General features: G+C 37.2%; 18 protein-coding genes. 8 read left to right on the top strand and 10 right to left on the bottom strand.

Features of this window, described 5'->3' with window-relative positions; translation table 11 throughout:
- Positions 1–35: 35 nt before the first annotated feature.
- Positions 36–626 (bottom strand): TetR/AcrR family transcriptional regulator, encoded by a 591-nt coding sequence (locus RV04_RS01340; protein ID WP_071856672.1) that lies wholly within the window; start codon positions 624–626, stop codon positions 36–38.
- Between the two features lie 102 nt (positions 627–728).
- Between RV04_RS01340 and RV04_RS01335 the strand changes: the two genes are divergently transcribed.
- From RV04_RS01335 to RV04_RS01325, 3 genes are all read left to right on the top strand, one after another.
- The gene (locus RV04_RS01335; RefSeq protein WP_071856671.1) at positions 729–1,799 is read left to right on the top strand and encodes an ABC transporter permease; all 1,071 of its coding nucleotides are present in this window, start codon (positions 729–731) and stop codon (positions 1,797–1,799) included.
- 1 nt (position 1,800) lies between these two features.
- On the top strand, positions 1,801–2,475 hold the full coding sequence (locus RV04_RS01330) for an ABC transporter ATP-binding protein (protein WP_071856670.1): 675 nt from the start codon (positions 1,801–1,803) through the stop codon (positions 2,473–2,475).
- A 64-nt stretch (positions 2,476–2,539) separates the two neighbouring features.
- On the top strand, positions 2,540–3,544 hold the full coding sequence (locus RV04_RS01325) for a nucleoid-associated protein (RefSeq protein ID WP_071856669.1): 1,005 nt from the start codon (positions 2,540–2,542) through the stop codon (positions 3,542–3,544).
- A 94-nt stretch (positions 3,545–3,638) separates the two neighbouring features.
- On the opposite strand, the gene RV04_RS01320 is transcribed toward RV04_RS01325, so the two are convergent.
- From RV04_RS01320 to RV04_RS01300, 5 genes are all read right to left on the bottom strand, one after another.
- The gene (locus RV04_RS01320) at positions 3,639–4,181 is read right to left on the bottom strand and encodes an Asp23/Gls24 family envelope stress response protein (RefSeq protein ID WP_071856668.1); all 543 of its coding nucleotides are present in this window, start codon (positions 4,179–4,181) and stop codon (positions 3,639–3,641) included.
- Positions 4,182–4,255: 74 nt separating this feature from the next.
- A complete protein-coding gene (locus RV04_RS01315) occupies positions 4,256–4,444 on the bottom strand; it encodes a DUF2273 domain-containing protein (RefSeq protein WP_071856667.1) in 189 nt (62 codons plus the stop codon).
- Between the two features lie 11 nt (positions 4,445–4,455).
- Positions 4,456–5,037 (bottom strand): alkaline shock response membrane anchor protein AmaP, encoded by a 582-nt coding sequence (amaP, locus tag RV04_RS01310; RefSeq protein ID WP_071856666.1) that lies wholly within the window; start codon positions 5,035–5,037, stop codon positions 4,456–4,458.
- A 239-nt stretch (positions 5,038–5,276) separates the two neighbouring features.
- Positions 5,277–7,019: an ABC1 kinase family protein gene (locus tag RV04_RS01305; RefSeq protein ID WP_071856665.1), complete on the bottom strand. Its 1,743-nt coding sequence runs from the start codon at positions 7,017–7,019 to the stop codon at positions 5,277–5,279.
- A gap of 172 nt (positions 7,020–7,191) precedes the next feature.
- Entirely contained in the window at positions 7,192–7,653 is a 462-nt protein-coding gene (locus RV04_RS01300; protein WP_071856664.1) for a DUF441 domain-containing protein, read from the bottom strand.
- Between the two features lie 139 nt (positions 7,654–7,792).
- Here RV04_RS01300 and RV04_RS01295 point away from each other — a divergent pair, with 139 nt between their 5' ends.
- Entirely contained in the window at positions 7,793–8,743 is a 951-nt protein-coding gene (locus tag RV04_RS01295) for an aromatic acid exporter family protein (RefSeq protein WP_071856663.1), read from the top strand.
- A gap of 81 nt (positions 8,744–8,824) precedes the next feature.
- Positions 8,825–9,640, top strand: a complete 816-nt coding sequence (locus tag RV04_RS01290) for a DUF4097 family beta strand repeat-containing protein (RefSeq protein ID WP_071856662.1) — start codon at positions 8,825–8,827, stop codon at positions 9,638–9,640.
- Positions 9,641–9,670: 30 nt separating this feature from the next.
- On the opposite strand, the gene RV04_RS01285 is transcribed toward RV04_RS01290, so the two are convergent.
- Positions 9,671–10,360, bottom strand: a complete 690-nt coding sequence (locus RV04_RS01285) for a YoaK family protein (RefSeq protein WP_071856661.1) — start codon at positions 10,358–10,360, stop codon at positions 9,671–9,673.
- Between the two features lie 410 nt (positions 10,361–10,770).
- On the opposite strand from RV04_RS01285, the gene RV04_RS01280 reads away from it, so the two are divergent.
- On the top strand, positions 10,771–11,526 hold the full coding sequence (locus RV04_RS01280) for an AzlC family ABC transporter permease (protein WP_071856660.1): 756 nt from the start codon (positions 10,771–10,773) through the stop codon (positions 11,524–11,526).
- A complete protein-coding gene (locus tag RV04_RS01275; RefSeq protein ID WP_071856659.1) occupies positions 11,519–11,836 on the top strand; it encodes an AzlD domain-containing protein in 318 nt (105 codons plus the stop codon). The genes RV04_RS01280 and RV04_RS01275 overlap by 8 nt, the downstream gene beginning before the upstream one ends.
- A 62-nt stretch (positions 11,837–11,898) precedes the next feature.
- On the opposite strand, the gene RV04_RS01270 is transcribed toward RV04_RS01275, so the two are convergent.
- The 3 genes from RV04_RS01270 to RV04_RS01260 all read right to left on the bottom strand — a co-directional run bounded on the left by RV04_RS01270 (position 11,899) and on the right by RV04_RS01260 (position 14,014).
- A complete protein-coding gene (locus tag RV04_RS01270; protein WP_071856658.1) occupies positions 11,899–12,207 on the bottom strand; it encodes a hypothetical protein in 309 nt (102 codons plus the stop codon).
- A gap of 86 nt (positions 12,208–12,293) precedes the next feature.
- A complete protein-coding gene (locus tag RV04_RS01265; protein WP_071856657.1) occupies positions 12,294–13,343 on the bottom strand; it encodes a sensor histidine kinase in 1,050 nt (349 codons plus the stop codon).
- Complete coding sequence (locus RV04_RS01260; RefSeq protein WP_071856656.1) at positions 13,340–14,014, bottom strand: response regulator transcription factor; 675 nt, start codon at positions 14,012–14,014, stop codon at positions 13,340–13,342. Before RV04_RS01260 ends, RV04_RS01265 begins: the two co-directional genes overlap by 4 nt.
- 129 nt (positions 14,015–14,143) lie before the next feature.
- Here RV04_RS01260 and RV04_RS01255 point away from each other — a divergent pair, with 129 nt between their 5' ends.
- Complete coding sequence (locus RV04_RS01255; RefSeq protein WP_071856655.1) at positions 14,144–16,492, top strand: ABC transporter ATP-binding protein/permease; 2,349 nt, start codon at positions 14,144–14,146, stop codon at positions 16,490–16,492.
- Positions 16,493–16,506: the final 14 nt, after the last annotated feature.

Raw genomic sequence — 16,506 nt, 5'->3', positions numbered from 1 at the left:
TGAATTGGATAAACAAAAAAAGCTGAAGCATTGCTTCAGCTTTTTTTAATGCCGTTGATCAACCATTGTTTTTTGAAGCGAAAATCTTGGAGCAAGGTTTCTTTATCCCATTGATTGGCAATCATATCAGTCAAAGAATCGATCACGAGCTTCATGGAAAAATATAAAAAACTGATTTGTTCTTCATGCGTAGGCATCTCCAACTGATTCTTCTCCAACATATTGTGCCAAGTATCCAATCCGCGCGTCGTCTCTGGACGGTATGAAAATAAATACGTATTTTGGGTCAACAAGGCTAACTGGCGGTAACGAACAGAAGCATGGTCAAGATTGACATAAAGGACTAAAAAATTTTCAATACCTTGAAAAAAATCATTTTCTTGTTCTAACATGTGTTGAATGATCTCGCCATGGATTTGTCCGGCATAAAAATGGATCAAATAATCATAGGCATCGTTCAAATCTTCAAAATATTTATAAAAGATTCCGCGCGACATTTGCAACGCGTCGACAATCTCACTGACTTTCACTTGGCTAACGGGTTTTTCAAAAAAAATAGTTAATAAAAGATCACGGATCTCTGCTTGGCGGGAGGTAGGTAAATTTAAAAAAGTTTTTTTTGGCATGGGCTCACCTCGTGTTTTTCATATCTCCAGTATAACATAAAAACAAAAACGGTGACAAAGTGTCACCGATGAGGTATGATGTTTTCAGAAAGGGTGATTTAAATGTTTTTAGCATGGAAAGAAATTCGTTATGCGAAATTAAGATACGGGCTGATTGCTGGAATTATGCTTTTAGTCGCTTATGTTGTGTTTATGCTGTCTGGTTTAGCCAATGGATTAGCGGACGGAAATCGACAAGCAATTGATGATTGGCAAGCTACTACTATTATTTTATCAGAAGACAGCAATAAAATTGCCAATGCCTCCCAACTGCATCTTAGTGACTTGGAACAAGTATCGGCTAAAGAAAAAGCAGGTATAGGAATCTATTCGACAGCGATCGAGAAAAAAAGCGGCAGTGAGAAAACCAATGTTTCGATTTTTGGAACGGATAACCAATCTTTTGTCGTCCCTAAAGTAATTGAAGGAAAGTTATACAAAAATGATCACGAAGCAATCGTTTCGGAGAATCTATTAGAAGACGGGTACAAATTAAACCAAGACTTTAAAGTCAACGATCAATCTTTTAAAATCGTGGGCGTCACAAAGGCAACTACGTACTCGATTGCGCCGGTCGTCTATCTTAGTTCTCCAGCTTTTAAAACCGTGAAATACGGAGTTCAACCAACAGAAAGTGATCCTATCAATGTTATTGCCACAAAAGGCAAAACTACCGTCACAAATAAAGCAAGTCAAACGAAATTACAAAAAATGACGTCCGATACGTTTATTGAAAGCATTCCGGGCTATAAACCAGAAAAATTAACGCTGAATACGATGATTTATTTCTTATTCGTAGTTGTTGCAGCAATCATTGGAATCTTCATGTACGTGATCACACTTCAAAAGACAGCAATTTTTGGAGTGATGAAAGCGCAAGGCGTTGCAACTAGTTATTTAGTTCGCTCGATTTTAGCGCAAGCCTTTTTGGTAGGGATCATTGGTGTTGTTGTAGCAATCGGTTTGAGTGTGTTGACTAGTTTGGCATTGCCAAGTGCTATGCCATTTGCAGTTCATTGGACGGAGTGGGCATTATACGCAGTGATTTTAGTTTTCGTTGCGATGATCGGTGGCTTATTCTCAATGCGAACCGTCACAAAAGTCGATCCTGTCACTGCGATTGGAGGAGAATAACATGACAAAAGATGTCTTAAAAATGGAAAAAGTAGTCAAAAAATTTGGTCAAGGTCATACGGAAGTCACAGCTTTGAAAGAAGTTGATTTTAAAGTGGCAGAAGGTGAGTTTGTTAGCGTGATCGGTCCTTCGGGTTCTGGGAAAAGTACTTTTTTAACGATTGCTGGTGGGTTACAGACTCCGACGGCAGGAAACATTACGATCAATAGTGCTGACTTTAGTCAAATGAACGAAAAAGAGCGCTCAAAAGCCCGATTTAAAGAAATAGGCTTTATTCTTCAAGCATCTAATTTGATTCCTTTTTTGAAAGTCCAAGAGCAATTTCAATTTGTGGAAAAAATTGAGAAACAAAAAAATCCTGAAAAAATCGAAGAACTATTAAAATCGTTGGATATTTGGGAATTACGAGAACAATATCCTAAAGCCTTATCAGGGGGAGAACGTCAGCGTGTAGCGATCGCACGCTCTTTGTTCAATGATCCTAAATTGATTTTAGCCGATGAACCGACGGCTAGTCTTGATTCAGATCACGCATACGACGTAGTGAAATTATTAGCTAAAGAAGCTCATGAACGCAACAAAGCCATCGTCATGGTAACGCATGATGAGCGAATGACTCAATGGAGCGATAAGATCTATCAAATGAATGATGGAAAATTGGTTGTGAAAGAATAGTTGCGAAATCCGGTGTTTCCTGTGTATGATAAACAAGATCGAATTTTTAGAAAGCAGGGAACACATGGATATTTATTTAAAAAAAGCAGCACTGCATATTGTAGATCGTGAATCAGGTGATCCTATCTACAGCCAAAGTGAATTAGATTTAACCAAAGAATATATTCGGGAATATCTGACAAAGAAACTCCAGAAATTGTCTTCTGCTCAAACGAAGACGGGCACATTGACCGAAGATTCTACGTTTGCCTTTTTGAGTCAACAGGCCGAGCATGATTTTTTAGCTGCTAGTGAAAAAATTGTTAACCGTTGGTATCAAGCCTATAAAGAAAGCGAAGAGGCGCCTAGTGCGGATGCTTTTGTCGTATTGTACGAAGAAGACACTCAGCTGTATTTAGCCTTTTTGAAAGTCAATTACCACGAAGGTTATACACATATCGTCGACTCGGATGAAAGTGGCTTAAAAAATGAGTTGATTATCCATCGAGCACTGCTGTCAAATAAATCGCAAAAAGCTGATGAAGGCATTGTTGTCAATCTAGGAAATTTACGCTATGAATTGATCGAAAAAAAATATCCCTTCTCAGGTGATAAACGCTTGTATTTTTCAACCCAAGTAATTGAAAGTCAACCGGCACCCTCATTAGAAGAAAATGTCCGAGTAATCAAAAAAGTCGCTGAAAAAATCGGTGCTAAATTTGAGAATCAAAAACATGATGTGATTGCAGATGTGAAAGAAGCGGTCTATGATGTCGTGGAAGAAAGCGGACAAATTGATGCCAAAGTCGTAGCACAAAAAGTCTTTAAAGATAATATTTCTGCTCAAATGGCCTTTCAAGAAGAGGTGATTGAGAAAGGTTATGTCGATCAGGCTCCTCTATTGAGAGAAGTCCGTGAAGTAACTGAGAAGAAATATGGTAAACAAAAATTAAAATTATCTAATGGAATCGAATTAATCGTCCCATTAGAAGTTTATCGCAACCCCGAGTTGATCGAGTTTATCAATAATCCTGATGGAACGATTTCTGTAACGATCAAAAATGTCGATGAAGTGATCAATCGTCTATAGAAATTAAAATGGAAAAGCCCATTGCGTATTCTACGTAGTGGGCTTTTTTTACAAAAAAAGACTACCTGCAAAAGCAGATAGTCTAAGTATATTTTTATTCAACACGTGGTTCTGATTCTAAGTTGTCACTGATTTTATCTGATTGATTGCTGATTGCATTTTTGGCACGATTTGTTTGTTTTGAAGCAAATTGGCCGGTTGTTTGGGCTGCACTAGTTACTTTATCTTGAACAGTTTCACTATCAGATTCATATTCTTCGCGTGTTTTGATATCCGTTACGTTCACGTTGACTTCGATCACGTCTAAATGCGTCATTTTATTGACTTGTTCAGAAATCAATTTTTTCATTTGTTCATAAATATCTCGAATATCTCTGCCGTATTCTACGACAACATCCATATCAACGGCCACTTGTTTTTTGCCAACTTCAGTATTAATACCCGAAGTAACATCGTCACTGTTCACCAATTTGTCTTTCACATTAGAGAAGAAACCACCGTCGACAGTCAATAAACCTTGAATATTTTCTAATGCAATCCCGATAATTTTTTGAACGACTTTGTCTTCATACGTCAATTCGCCCTTAACATCTTTTACATCTGTGTTTTCTGTTGATTTGATTGTTGTATTATCCATAATTTCTTCCTCCTAGACTTTATAAAGCTTCAACTTTTCCTTTAAGGAAAAAGTTTTCCGAATGTAAGTGGTGACTATTTTTTCAAATAATCGTCTAAAATATGATTGTTTTTTAGATAGATTCCAACGCCTATCCCAATGGCCGTGATCACAATCAGTAAAATCGTTTTAAAGAAGCCGATCGTAAAGAATAGCACAGCTAAGATAAAACCGAGAATACCGAAGATCACAGGTAGCTTTTCTCGTGTAAAGAAGTCTTGCATCGCTGTTCCTCCTATTCTACTCGCGGCTCTGCCGGCGTGCGTGTATTTGTTGTAGTTGGTTTTGGTTCAAGATCTTTGAATTTTACTTTGATCATGATTTTTTCACTTGTTCCGATCAAATGATGAAGATCGGATTCAACATTTTTTGCCCAACGATCTGTTCGACCGACTAAATCAGAAGTCTTTTTCAAACGTCCGTGGACATCGACATCGATTTTGTTTTTTGTGGCAGTTACTTTCACTTTCGGGTTATCCATAAAGTTCTCTTCCTTGATGCTTGAACGGACATAGCCTTCGATCGCACGTTTATCCAAAGTTAGCTTTCCACGCTTTTCATTTAGTGTAAAGGTTGTTACTCTCTTCGGATAAAAAATAATGACTAAAATCACAATCACCATCAAAATAGCTAATACAGCGCCGACCCAGAATAAATAATTTTGTGCATACTCATTGGTCAAAACGAAACGCTGAAGCGAGCTAAGATCTAATGGATTATTAGGAACAATAAAGTAATAGATTGCTGCTACCGATAGAAAAATGGAAAGTAAAACCAATGAACAAATAATCAAGATGGTTTTAATCGCCTTATTCATAAAGTACCTCCTCACATAAATATTTTTTCTTTGTCTATATTAAAATAGTATAATTTTCAAGCGTTTTTGTAAAAAAAAATGCTCTATTATATTCAAAAAAATAAATCTCATTCAGGTAAACGGACTAAAAAACCGGTTTCTTTGTAGTTGAGCCGAAAAAATAAAAAAATCACATTCGAACAATTGCATAAAAAAAACTGATACAAAAGCATGAGCTACTTTTGTATCAGTTTCAGTCTTCATCGGTCTTTCCATTTTCGATAGCGCCGATAAAAACTTTCTGAGATCAGGAAGAGGATAGATAGTGCAGCAATCGAATAGCCGAAAATGCCAAGATTAGAAATCAGCGTGTGCCCACTAGGTGAGGTCTGGACCAATAGGGAAGAACCAATCACTAGCGCCGATAAAATTAGACCAATCACTAAGCGATTGACCATCGCTTCAGCACGTTCTAAAAGGGCTTTTTGATTTTTAACTTCAAGATTTAATTTTCCTTTGCCTTTTGAAAATGTATCTAGGACAGTCAGGGTATGACTCGGAAGCTTAGGCAAAGCTTTCAAACTGGATAAATAGTCTAAACCCATTTCCTGTAATTCATCTTTGAGGTGTAATTGTTTGATAAAAAATTTTTGAGCAAAAGGTGCAACGACTTCAAATAAGGATAGATCCGGGTTCAAGTCTTCGATCACACCTTCTAACGTGCCAAAAGCTTTAATCAGCATCGTTACTGAATCATCGATTTGCAGATTGTTGTCATGACAAATCGTGACGACTTGTGAGAATAATTTTTGTAAATCGATTTCTTTAATTGGTAGATTTAAGTAACGATTTAAAAACTCATCTAATTCGCTCGTAAATTTTTCTTCATCAAAACTACCCTTAGTTTTACAAATAGATCGAACAGCATTGGTGATCCGCTGATTGTCTTTACTGTAAAGGGCAATGATTGTATTGCCCATCTTGGTCTGCATTTCCGGGCTGATCGTTCCCATCATACCGAAATCAATAAAATTCAAACGAAAGGGCTGGAGCTTTTGATGATAAGAATAAGAAAGGTGATAAGTCTGCTTGCCGAGCTTTCTGACCAATTTTTTTGATTTTAGAGGCTGATCTGCCTGATTTTCAGCTTCATCAAGCAATTGAAATAAGATATTTCCTGGATGAGGATCTGCATGGAAAAACCCATCTTCAAATACTTCTTTCATAAAATGCTCGACCAGTAATTCACTGATGGTTTTCTTTAGTTCACTATTAGTCAATCCAGCCTGGAGTATCGGTTCTTCTGGGGCTTGAATCAATGTTTCTAAACTATTGCCCGGCATCCATTCCATCACGATGATTTTTTTAGTGGAGTATGCCGGTTCCATTTTAGGAACACGAATTTCTTTCCAACCATTATTTAATCGATAAAATTCTTCAGCAAAAACGATCTCTTTTTGAAAATCCAATTCATTTTGTAAAGAATTACGAATTTCTCTAACTAAACTTTTTAAATCGATCACACTGCTTTGAGGGACCCAATTGACGAGCGGAAGTGCCTTTTCAAATAGTGCTAGATCTAGCTCAATTTCAGAATCAATACCCGGATGCTGGACTTTGACGACGACTTTTTTGTCATTTTTTAATTGAGCATGATGGACTTGAGCAATTGAGGCCGAAGCAAAAGGATTTTCATCAAATTGAGTAAAAATATCAGTTAAAGGCACATCCAACTCTTGTTCGACGGCTTTTTTAACCGCAGTAAAGTCATCTGTTTTAACCTGATCTTGCAGTTTGCGTAGCTCACGTGTGAAATCCACAGTAAACAGGTCAGTTCGAACCGACATCATCTGTCCAACTTTGATAAAGGTCGGACCAAGTTCTTCAAATGCTTGGCGAACCTCTATAGGATTTTGTTGGAGAGTAATATTTTTAACGACACTGTAGTGATTGAGAATTTTTATGATTTGCCGTAAACGAGCGGTCTTCGTTTGTTCAGTCATCACTGCACCTCCTAGTTCTTATAAAATAAGATCTTGTGCTATTTTCAATATTTTTTAAAGTGATTCTTGTATTTATTGAATCGGTCCTTATTTTCTATCTTACAAGAGAATTTTATGAGAAACAAATAAACACTCGACTCTTTTAAAAAAAGAAAAAGCCGAGTGTTTAAAATTAACGGTTCATTACGATTTGAACGACTTGCATGATGCAATAAGTCATTCCAGCAGCAATCACGGGACCCGCAGCGATGCCTTTTAAGAAAACAACGCCCATAATCGTTCCAAAAACTAAGGCGACTGTTACTTCCGGCGATTGATTGATCAAGCCGACACCTTTTGATGAGAGGACAGCAACTAAGACACCACAAATAGTAGCGACCCAGCCAAGCGGTGATTTCAATGTATCTAATAAATCTTTTAATACGATATCGCCCGTTGCAATTGGGACTAAGATCGTTGCTGAAATCAAGGTCACACCCCAATTGATTCCCCGTTGATTTAAGGTAGTCAAAATTTTATCTGAATGGGGTAATAATTTTAAAAATAGGACGGCAAGTGTTGCAATCAATAAACTTTGATTCTTTGCGACAAAGGCAATCAAGAGAATCACACCTAAAAAAATCCAGCTTTCCACAGTTTCCACTCCTTTTAGCGTATAAAATAATCATTAAAATTTACTAGGATCACTTCGACTTATTTACTATACAAGATATTTTAGTCAGTTGCGACTTTTTTCAAAAAGTAGTGTAAGCTTCTAGTGAAGGAGGGATAGCATGAAATTTGGCCTACGAACATTTAAAACCGCGATTGCTGCGCCGATTGCTTTGTTATTAGCGAACGGTTTGGGTTTGGAGTCGGCTGCATCGGCTGCAATCATCACGCTTCTTACGGTAACGAATACGAAGCGCTCAACTGTCAAAACGGCAATCAATCGCTTTTTTTCATTGACCCTTGCTACGGGTATCGCGGGGTGCTGCTTTTTACTGTTAGGTTACCATCCACTGGTTTTTGGTTTGTACTTATTTATATTTATTCCAGCCTCATTGGCATTAAAGCTTGGCGAAGGGATACCGGTCAGTTCCGTGTTGATCACTCATTATTTAGTAGCGCAAGAGATGTCGGTTCGCTTGATCATTAACGAATATCTCTTAATGTCTATCGGCGTAGGTTGTGCGCTATTAGCAAATCTTTATATGCCGAATACTGAAAAAAAATTACAAGCTGACCAAATGGTCGTCGAAGTAGCTATGAAGAAAATGTTGAAAGACATGGCGCTGCATTTGAATCAGTCAAAAAAAGAAGAAGATTTACGTCAAGAATGTTTAGCCTTATTGGCATTTGTCAAAGAAGCCCAAAAACGAGCACAGGAATTTGAGGAGAATCATTTTTTCTCTAGTAACGGTTATTATTTTGAATATTTTGCGATGCGACGGTTACAATTAAAAATTTTGACAGCAATGCTACAGATTTTGCATCGTCTAACAGCCGAACCAGAAGATGTCATAGAATTACAGGAACTTTTGGAATTTACCGCTGAAACTTTATCCGAAAAGAATGATGGTTCAGAAATTTTACTCAAAATTACGGAGTTGGATCAACGCTATCAAGAAAAAGAGTTGCCAGAAAACCGCCAAGCTTTTGAGAATCGGGCGATGCTGTTTCAAATATTTCAGTTATTCCAAGAATTCATTGAGGTAAAGGCCGGATTTTATCGAGATAAATAACCAGAATCAGCCGCAAGTCCAATGAAAACGGTTGTGGAATCCTTTATGATAAAGAAAAAGAATTCAGACAAGGAGCAGAAGATGAAAAAAATCATCGTAGGGGGCATTTTGGTTGGTGCAGCACTGGTTAGTATCAGCAGTCTGATTTTTCATAATCAAGTCAGGCAAACAGAGTATGTCACTAAAAATAAAATTGATACATTGATTGTAGATGATCGGAATACACCGATTCAAGTGATCGGAACTAACGCAAAACAAGTTCAGATTCATTATTCGAAAACGCGTAATACAGACTATAAGATTCAGCAAAAAGATCAAACACTAAAATTCGTGCGTAACCGTAGCAATTGGTGGAGCCCAAATTTCTTTGGCTTGGGCAATGATCATGCGCAAGTAACGATTCAAGTGCCGCAAGAGCAGTTAAAAGATCTACAGGTCGAAACATCAAATGCTCAAGTATCGGTGAAAAATGTTTCATTAGCTACTCTAGAATTAGAAACGAGTAATAGTGAAGTTTCTGTCTTAGATACAAAGGCAGATGAGATCGAAACTCAAACAAGTAATGGTCACTTAGAATTAACCAATCTGACTTTTAATGAAGGATCATTTGAGACGAGCAACAGTAAAATCACTTTAAAAAATCTACTATTCAAGACGGGCGAATTTGAGACGACGAATGGAGCCATTCATCTAGCTAACATTCAACCTAAGGAGTCATTAGCACTTGAAACGAGTAATGCAAAAGTCACAGGAATAATGATCGGAAATCAAAATGACTTCGCCATCGATGCTAAGACAAGCAATGCCAAAAACAATCTAGTCAAACGAGCAACAGGTTCGAAAGAATTAACGGTCCGGACGAGCAATGGAGCCATTGATATAGCCATTCAGCCATAAAAAAACTCTTCAGCGTATTTCGCTGAAGAGTTATTTTTTTTCAAGTTTAAAAACGTTCCGTTGAAATTGCCAAACTAAGAAAGTTTCAGATACAGCCATCAATAAGAATAATCCTGAGATGATCCATAAAGCTTTAGTTCCAATCAAGCGATAGAAAAAGACTGAAACGATCGCACCGGCAATAAAAGCCAGTACAACTAATAAAAAGTGGACAAAACGTGTTCTTGCTGCTTGATCTTTCGTACTAAGGTAATCATAAAGATTCGTTGCTACCCCTTTTAGATTTCCGGTCGTAAATAAATTCGTGTAGGTTAAGCCATTGATTTTATCAAAAGATACCCATTGAATCGAGGCAGTAAAAGCAATCATGATCGTAACGATCGCTGGATAAGGATCTAAAAAGTGTAGACTAATCACGAAAAAGACGACTGCTTCAAAATAAAGTAAAAATAAACGCCAGAAATGCAGTTCTTTTTTCCTAAAATAATCGATCATAAACTTGGCTAAAAGAATCCCGACAAAGAAAAAGAGGGTGGAAAGCAATTTTTTCCCAACCATGTTCCATTGTCGCTCATACGCTTGGATAATGGCCAAAATTAAATTCCCTGTCTGCGCAGAAGCAAATGCTTCATAACGGATATAGGTATAACTGTCCATCATTCCTCCAATAAAAGTCAGTAGCAGCCCTACTGTACGATTCTCGTGGAAACTATTGTTCATCTATCATTCAACTCTTTTCGTTGAATATAGTACCACATTTTTTCAGAAAATGGCTAAACAACTTACAAGTCTATTTTTTTCGGAATAAATAAAGTGCAGCCGTTAAATTAGTCTGAAAAAAAGTACGAACAGCTAAGGTAGATGAGGTTTTCATAAGAAAATTTTAAGACTTTCCTTTTTCTAAAAAATAAAAACAAATGATTTTAAATAATATATAAAAATAATTCGTAATCAATGTTTTATCTGCCTGCTTATTTGTTTTTTTGTGGTTTATTAATTTAGTTTACGAATAATAGAGTTTTTTTTTTGATAAAAAAAAGTTATTTAGGGAGTTGTATCTTTTTATCCAGAATGTGTTAGAATGAAAATGCTTTTTATCCTGTGAACGTGAAGGGAATTGAGAACATACCATGCCTGTAAAAAAAAGGACACCATGGTTAGAGGCGTTATATGCGGCGATGCCGCTGTGTTTGAGTTATATTCCGGTCGGCTTGGCTTGTGGCATGTTGCTACAAAAAGCGGGATTTAACATTTTATTAACGGCTTTACTGTCGATGCTTGTTTTCTCTGGAGGCGCCCAATTTTTAGTAGTCTCGATGATAAGTGTTCATGCATCATTTGTGTCCACAATCTTAATGGTTTTTTTCTTGGAGCTGCGCTATGCTTTACTAGGCTCTAGTTTGTCACAATTTTTCAAAAATGAAAAACGCTCATTTATTGCACTGTTTTCGCAGTCGATGAATGATGAAAATTATGCAGTAAATTATTTAAAATACTCTACTGATCCTGAGTGGAATCGTAAAAAAGCATTATACGTCAATTGGTTTTCGATGCTTTCTTGGACAGGAAGTACGATTGTCGGAACTTTATTTGGTTCAGTTATCCATGTGGATACCGAATTGGTTCATTTTGCGTTGACGGCAATGTTTATTTTTATGTTCATGATGCAATTGAATAATGGCTTGTTGTTAATCACAGGCTTATTTTCTGGTGGCTTAGCGATCGTCTTTATGTTGCTATTTAAAAATACCTTTGGGTTGATCTTGGCAACATTACTTGCTTCTTTTGCTGGTTATCTAGTTGAACGCAGCCGAAAAACTGTCGATACCGATAATGACGGGCCGGATCATTACGATCTGACTGGTGGGGAGGTTCATCATGAATGATTCTTCTTTGCTGTTACTGATTCTTTGTTTGTTCGGAGCGTCCTATTTACCGCGATTGTTTCCGATGCTCTATTTCTCCCAACGCCAAGTACCACAATGGTTTAGCGATTGGATGAAATATGTGCCGATCTCATTATTTGCGGCATTGGTTTTCAAAGATGTTTTTATCAGCAACAATCAATTAGACATCGTTGGTAATGTACGGATCATTGCGATGTTTTTAGTTGCAGGCGTTGCGTACAAAACTCGTTCAATGGCGATTTCTGTCATTACTGGTTTAGCCGCAGTCTTTTTATTATCGATGATTTAAAAAAAGCGAAGTACTCTAGCTGAGTGCCTCGCTTTTTTTGACGAAAAAAATTTCGTTCTAAATTAGTTTTGATATTCCGCAATCGGACGGTAGGTCAAAACTTGCATTTTTCGATAAAATTCAGCGGGCAAATGTTTCCATGATTCAAGTAAGTTACGGAAAAAGCCGCCCTCCGCATTAATTGTATATTCATTCAATAAAAGCCCAAAGGATTTTTTACTTTTTTCCTTAACGAGCTTTTCATAGACTTCGGTCGCTTGCTCTTGATTGTCTGCAACAAAAAGTGTATTTACTTCAACGTATGCGCCTTCGATATTCTGGGTTTCTTCGACAAAATATACGGATTTCGTTACTTTTTGTTTCTCCATCATATGAGTCACCCTTTCTTTAAGTTACTCATAGCTTACAGTATAAATATTAACTTATTATGAATTAATCAGCCAAAATGACAAAAAAATTATGAATTTTTTGGGATATTTGGTAAAAACAATTTAAATTGACTGCCTTTATCCGGCGAACTATTGACTTCGATCGTTCCTTGGTGTAGCTCGATGATCTGTTTTGCTAGAGCTAATCCTAACCCATTACCTTTTTGTTTACGGCTGGTATCGCTTTGATAAAACTTATCAAAAATCCGATTGGTGACTTCTTCAGACATACCGATGCCTTCATCACTAATCGTTACTACTACGCCTTGTTCTTTTTGCGTGAGATGGATATGAATATTTCCATCCTCATGGCTATATTTGATCGCATTGTCCATCAAATTCAACCAGACTTGATAGAGAAATTCTTCATTTCCATTGTAAATGGTTCGTGGTAAATCTAGATCTAGGATTAAATGGCGTTGCTCCCATTTAGGTTGTAAAAAAAGGATCACTTCGCGGATCTGTTCATCTAGACGGAAGGCTTGAAAATCCAATCCTCTGCCTTGGTTTTCAAGTTTGCTTAATTTTAAAATATTGTCTGTTAAATAAGTTAACTGGTGGGTACCATCCAACATCCGTTCTAAATAAACTTGTCGTTCTTCTGCTGTCAGTTGTTCATTTTGCAGTAATTGAACGTAGCCTTTGATTGTTGCGATCGGAGTCTTGAACTCATGAGAAATTGTAGAAACAAAATCATTTCGTAAAGTTTCGATACTATTCAATTCTTCTACCATTACATTAAAGGCATGATATAATTCTTCAACGTCTTCCAATGATTGGTTTTCTTGCAATTGGATCGTAAAATCCCCCTTTGCTACGTTACTCATTGCTTGCCGTAGATCACCGATTGGTTGAAGGATTCGTTTTCCAACAAAGAACGCTAAAGTCGCTCCGATGACGAGGCTTAAAAAAAGGATAAAGTACAGTGGGAAAAGATGGCCTTCGCGTTCGGGAGAGAGTAATTCAAAATTGGTGACTAAAAAAAGTAGTCCGATAAATACACCGAGTACGACGACCATCATCAAGAAGGTGATGCCAACAAAATACATCCATAACTGGGAAAAAAATTTTTTTCTCATGAACGGATGACCGCCTTATAGCCTAAACCGCGAATTGTCTCAATTGAAAAATCGGGATTACTTTCTAAGCGTGTCCGTAGTCGTTTGATATGGACGTCGATCGTTCGTTCATCCGTATCAGAGTCTAGGCCCCAAATCTCATCCATCAATTGCTGACGAGTAAAAATTTTGTTGGGATAAGCCAGTAATTTATACAGCAATAAAAATTCTTTTTGGGGCAAAGTCATTTCTTGGTTGGCTTGTTTAACTTGATAGGTTTCTTGATTTAATTGGGTCTTTCCAATAATCAATTCTTTCGTGTGGACGATTTGTGCTCGTCGCAATAACGCTTCAACACGTAAAATCATTTCATTGACATCGATTGGTTTAACCATGTAATCATCGATACCTAGCATAAATCCACGCTTTTTATCCTCAAAAGAATCTTTAGCGGTAATGAATAAAATTGGCAATTCATAATTTGCTTCACGGAGACTTTGGGCTAACTCATAGCCATCCATATCCGGCATCATGATATCACTAATGATTAGGTCAATGTATTGCTGATCTAAAATCGTTAAGGCTTCAAGTCCGTTTTCAGCTCGAAAAACTTCAAAGCGCTGATTTTTTAACGCTGATTGATAAAGTAATGATAAGTTTTCATCATCTTCTACGATAAGTATTCGATTCATTTGCCATGTCCTCCTTTTTGCCAGATAATAATAACAGATTACTGTGAACCTAGTATGAATTTTTGTTCATTTTGAGTTAATAATGGCATGCTATCTTTACAAAGTAAACTTAAGGAAAAGGGTGACACGATGTTAGAGTTAAAAGATATAAAAAAATATTACCATGTTGGTGACACGACCACTAAAGCACTAGACGGCGTATCGGTTTCATTCCGACGTCAAGAATTTGTGGCAATTTTAGGAGCCAGTGGTTCTGGGAAAACAACGATGCTAAACGTAATCGGTGGGTTGGACAATTATGATTCCGGCGATATGATCATCGATGGAAAATCGACCAAAACATTTAAAGATGCTGATTGGGACGCCTATCGTAATAATTCGATCGGCTTTGTTTTCCAAAGTTACAACTTAATTAGTCATTTAGGCATCATTGATAACGTGGAATTAGGAATGACCCTAAGTGGTGTTTCTAAAGAAGAAAAGAAACAAAAAGCAGAAGATGCCTTGCGTCGTGTTGGATTGGCAGATCATATGCATAAAAAGCCCAACCAACTTTCAGGAGGTCAGATGCAACGGGTCGCGATCGCACGTGCATTAGCAAACGATCCAGATATTTTACTTTGTGATGAACCGACGGGGGCTTTGGATACAGAGACCAGTGTCCAGATTATGAATTTGATCCAAGAATTATCAAAAGAAAAATTAGTAATCATGGTCACGCACAATCCTGAATTGGCTAAACAATATGCAGATCGTATCATTGAATTTTCTGATGGCCGGATCATGGATGATTCTCATCCACATATTGAAGGGAAAAAAGGGGAACAATTCCAATTAAAACGTACGAAGATGAAATTCATGACGGCGTTGAAACTTTCCTTCAATAATTTGCGGACTAAAAAGGGGCGGACCTTATTGACCGCTTTTGCTTCAAGTATCGGGATCATCAGTATCGGAATCGTGCTATCACTTTCTAGCGGATTCCAAAAACAAATCGATAGCACACAAGCAGAAACAATGTCGAAATATCCAATCACTATTTCAAAAACGACAACGGATCAAACCGCGAATCGTGATCAAGCATTAGGATCAGATACATCCAGCGGTTCTGACAAAGGTAATGAGAATAATATCGTCGCTAAGATCAGTGATGAAGACCGGGCGCAACACACGAATAATATCAATCAAGACTATGTTGATTACATCAACAACATCGATCCAAAATTAAGTAATAATATTGGTTATACCCGTGTAGTGGGGATGAATTTATTGCGTGATGTCGATGGAGACGTAAAACCAGTCCAACTATCAAATACGGCATCTGATAGTAGTCCCTCAATGATGAGTGCGATGTCTAGCATGACTGGGATGGGTGTTTCTTCCTTCCCGACACAACTAGATAAAGATTCAGGCAATTTCCTAAAAGATAACTACAAGTTATTATCAGGCGCTTATCCAACAGCGGCAACGGATGTTGTTTTGATCGTAGATGCTAATAATAGTACTAATATCAACTCATTGAAAAATTTAGGCTTTGATGTCAAAGATGGCACAAAAATTGATTTTGATAAAATCGTTGGTACCGAATTTAAGTTGGTCAATAATAATGAATATTATTCAAAACTACCAACTGGGAATTTTATCCCCAACACAGATTACCAAGCGATGTATGACAATGCGAACAATGATACATTGAAAATCTCAGGGATCTTACGTGTAAAACAATCGTCAACGATGGATCTTTTGGCACCAGGAATTGCCTATAGCAATGAATTAACCTCTAAAATTGTGAAGGACAATCAAAATTCTGAAATCGTCAATGCACAAAAAGCTACCGATACGAACGTTATGACAAATGAAAAACTAGATGCGACGACAAAAGAAAGCACGATGGCTTACTTAGGCGGTGATAGCTTACCGAGCAGCATCATGATCTATCCAAACAACTACAAAGATAAAGAAAAAATCTTAACGTATTTAGATAAATACAATAAAGGTAAAAAGAAAGCTGATAAAATTATCTATACTGACTTAGCTGGTACGATGACTGAATTAACTGGTGGTTTGATGGATGCTATCACCTATGTCTTAGTAGCCTTTGCCGGTATCTCATTAGTAACAAGTATGATCATGATCGGGATCATTACCTATACATCTGTGATTGAACGGACCAAAGAAATTGGGGTATTAAAAGCTTTAGGAGCACGTAAAAAAGATATCACTCGTGTATTTGATGCGGAAACATGTATTTTAGGCGTAGCGTCAGGAACATTAGGTGTTTTGATCGCTTACCTAGCTACTTTCCCAATCAATGCGATTTTATACAATATGACTGACCTTAAAGATGTTGCCCAACTTAATCCAGTTCACGGCCTCATTTTGATTATCGTTTCAACTGTTTTAACGATGATTGGCGGACATATTCCTGCCAAAATGGCTGCCAAAAAAGATGCAGCGATCGCTTTACGAGCAGAATAGAAAAAAGCTGGAAC

It is taken from the genome of Enterococcus hermanniensis, assembly GCF_001885945.1.
Classification (GTDB): Bacteria; Bacillota; Bacilli; order Lactobacillales; family Enterococcaceae; genus Enterococcus_A; species Enterococcus_A hermanniensis.
The sequence above is the reverse complement of the archived record's forward strand: the minus strand, read 5'-3'. Positions and strand labels throughout refer to the sequence as shown.

Coding starts and splice junctions, on each gene's coding strand:
- RV04_RS01270 (WP_071856658.1), bottom strand. CDS start 12,207: ATGATGGAGAAACAAAAAGTAACGAAATCCGTATATTTTGTCGAAGAA.
- RV04_RS01340 (WP_071856672.1), bottom strand. CDS start 626: ATGCCAAAAAAAACTTTTTTAAATTTACCTACCTCCCGCCAAGCAGAG.
- RV04_RS01255 (WP_071856655.1), top strand. CDS start 14,144: ATGTTAGAGTTAAAAGATATAAAAAAATATTACCATGTTGGTGACACG.
- amaP (WP_071856666.1), bottom strand. CDS start 5,037: ATGAATAAGGCGATTAAAACCATCTTGATTATTTGTTCATTGGTTTTA.
- RV04_RS01290 (WP_071856662.1), top strand. CDS start 8,825: ATGAAAAAAATCATCGTAGGGGGCATTTTGGTTGGTGCAGCACTGGTT.
- RV04_RS01295 (WP_071856663.1), top strand. CDS start 7,793: ATGAAATTTGGCCTACGAACATTTAAAACCGCGATTGCTGCGCCGATT.
- RV04_RS01320 (WP_071856668.1), bottom strand. CDS start 4,181: ATGGATAATACAACAATCAAATCAACAGAAAACACAGATGTAAAAGAT.
- RV04_RS01275 (WP_071856659.1), top strand. CDS start 11,519: ATGAATGATTCTTCTTTGCTGTTACTGATTCTTTGTTTGTTCGGAGCG.
- RV04_RS01285 (WP_071856661.1), bottom strand. CDS start 10,360: ATGAACAATAGTTTCCACGAGAATCGTACAGTAGGGCTGCTACTGACT.
- RV04_RS01335 (WP_071856671.1), top strand. CDS start 729: ATGTTTTTAGCATGGAAAGAAATTCGTTATGCGAAATTAAGATACGGG.
- RV04_RS01330 (WP_071856670.1), top strand. CDS start 1,801: ATGACAAAAGATGTCTTAAAAATGGAAAAAGTAGTCAAAAAATTTGGT.
- RV04_RS01305 (WP_071856665.1), bottom strand. CDS start 7,019: ATGACTGAACAAACGAAGACCGCTCGTTTACGGCAAATCATAAAAATT.
- RV04_RS01260 (WP_071856656.1), bottom strand. CDS start 14,014: ATGAATCGAATACTTATCGTAGAAGATGATGAAAACTTATCATTACTT.
- RV04_RS01265 (WP_071856657.1), bottom strand. CDS start 13,343: ATGAGAAAAAAATTTTTTTCCCAGTTATGGATGTATTTTGTTGGCATC.
- RV04_RS01280 (WP_071856660.1), top strand. CDS start 10,771: ATGCCTGTAAAAAAAAGGACACCATGGTTAGAGGCGTTATATGCGGCG.
- RV04_RS01325 (WP_071856669.1), top strand. CDS start 2,540: ATGGATATTTATTTAAAAAAAGCAGCACTGCATATTGTAGATCGTGAA.
- RV04_RS01315 (WP_071856667.1), bottom strand. CDS start 4,444: ATGCAAGACTTCTTTACACGAGAAAAGCTACCTGTGATCTTCGGTATT.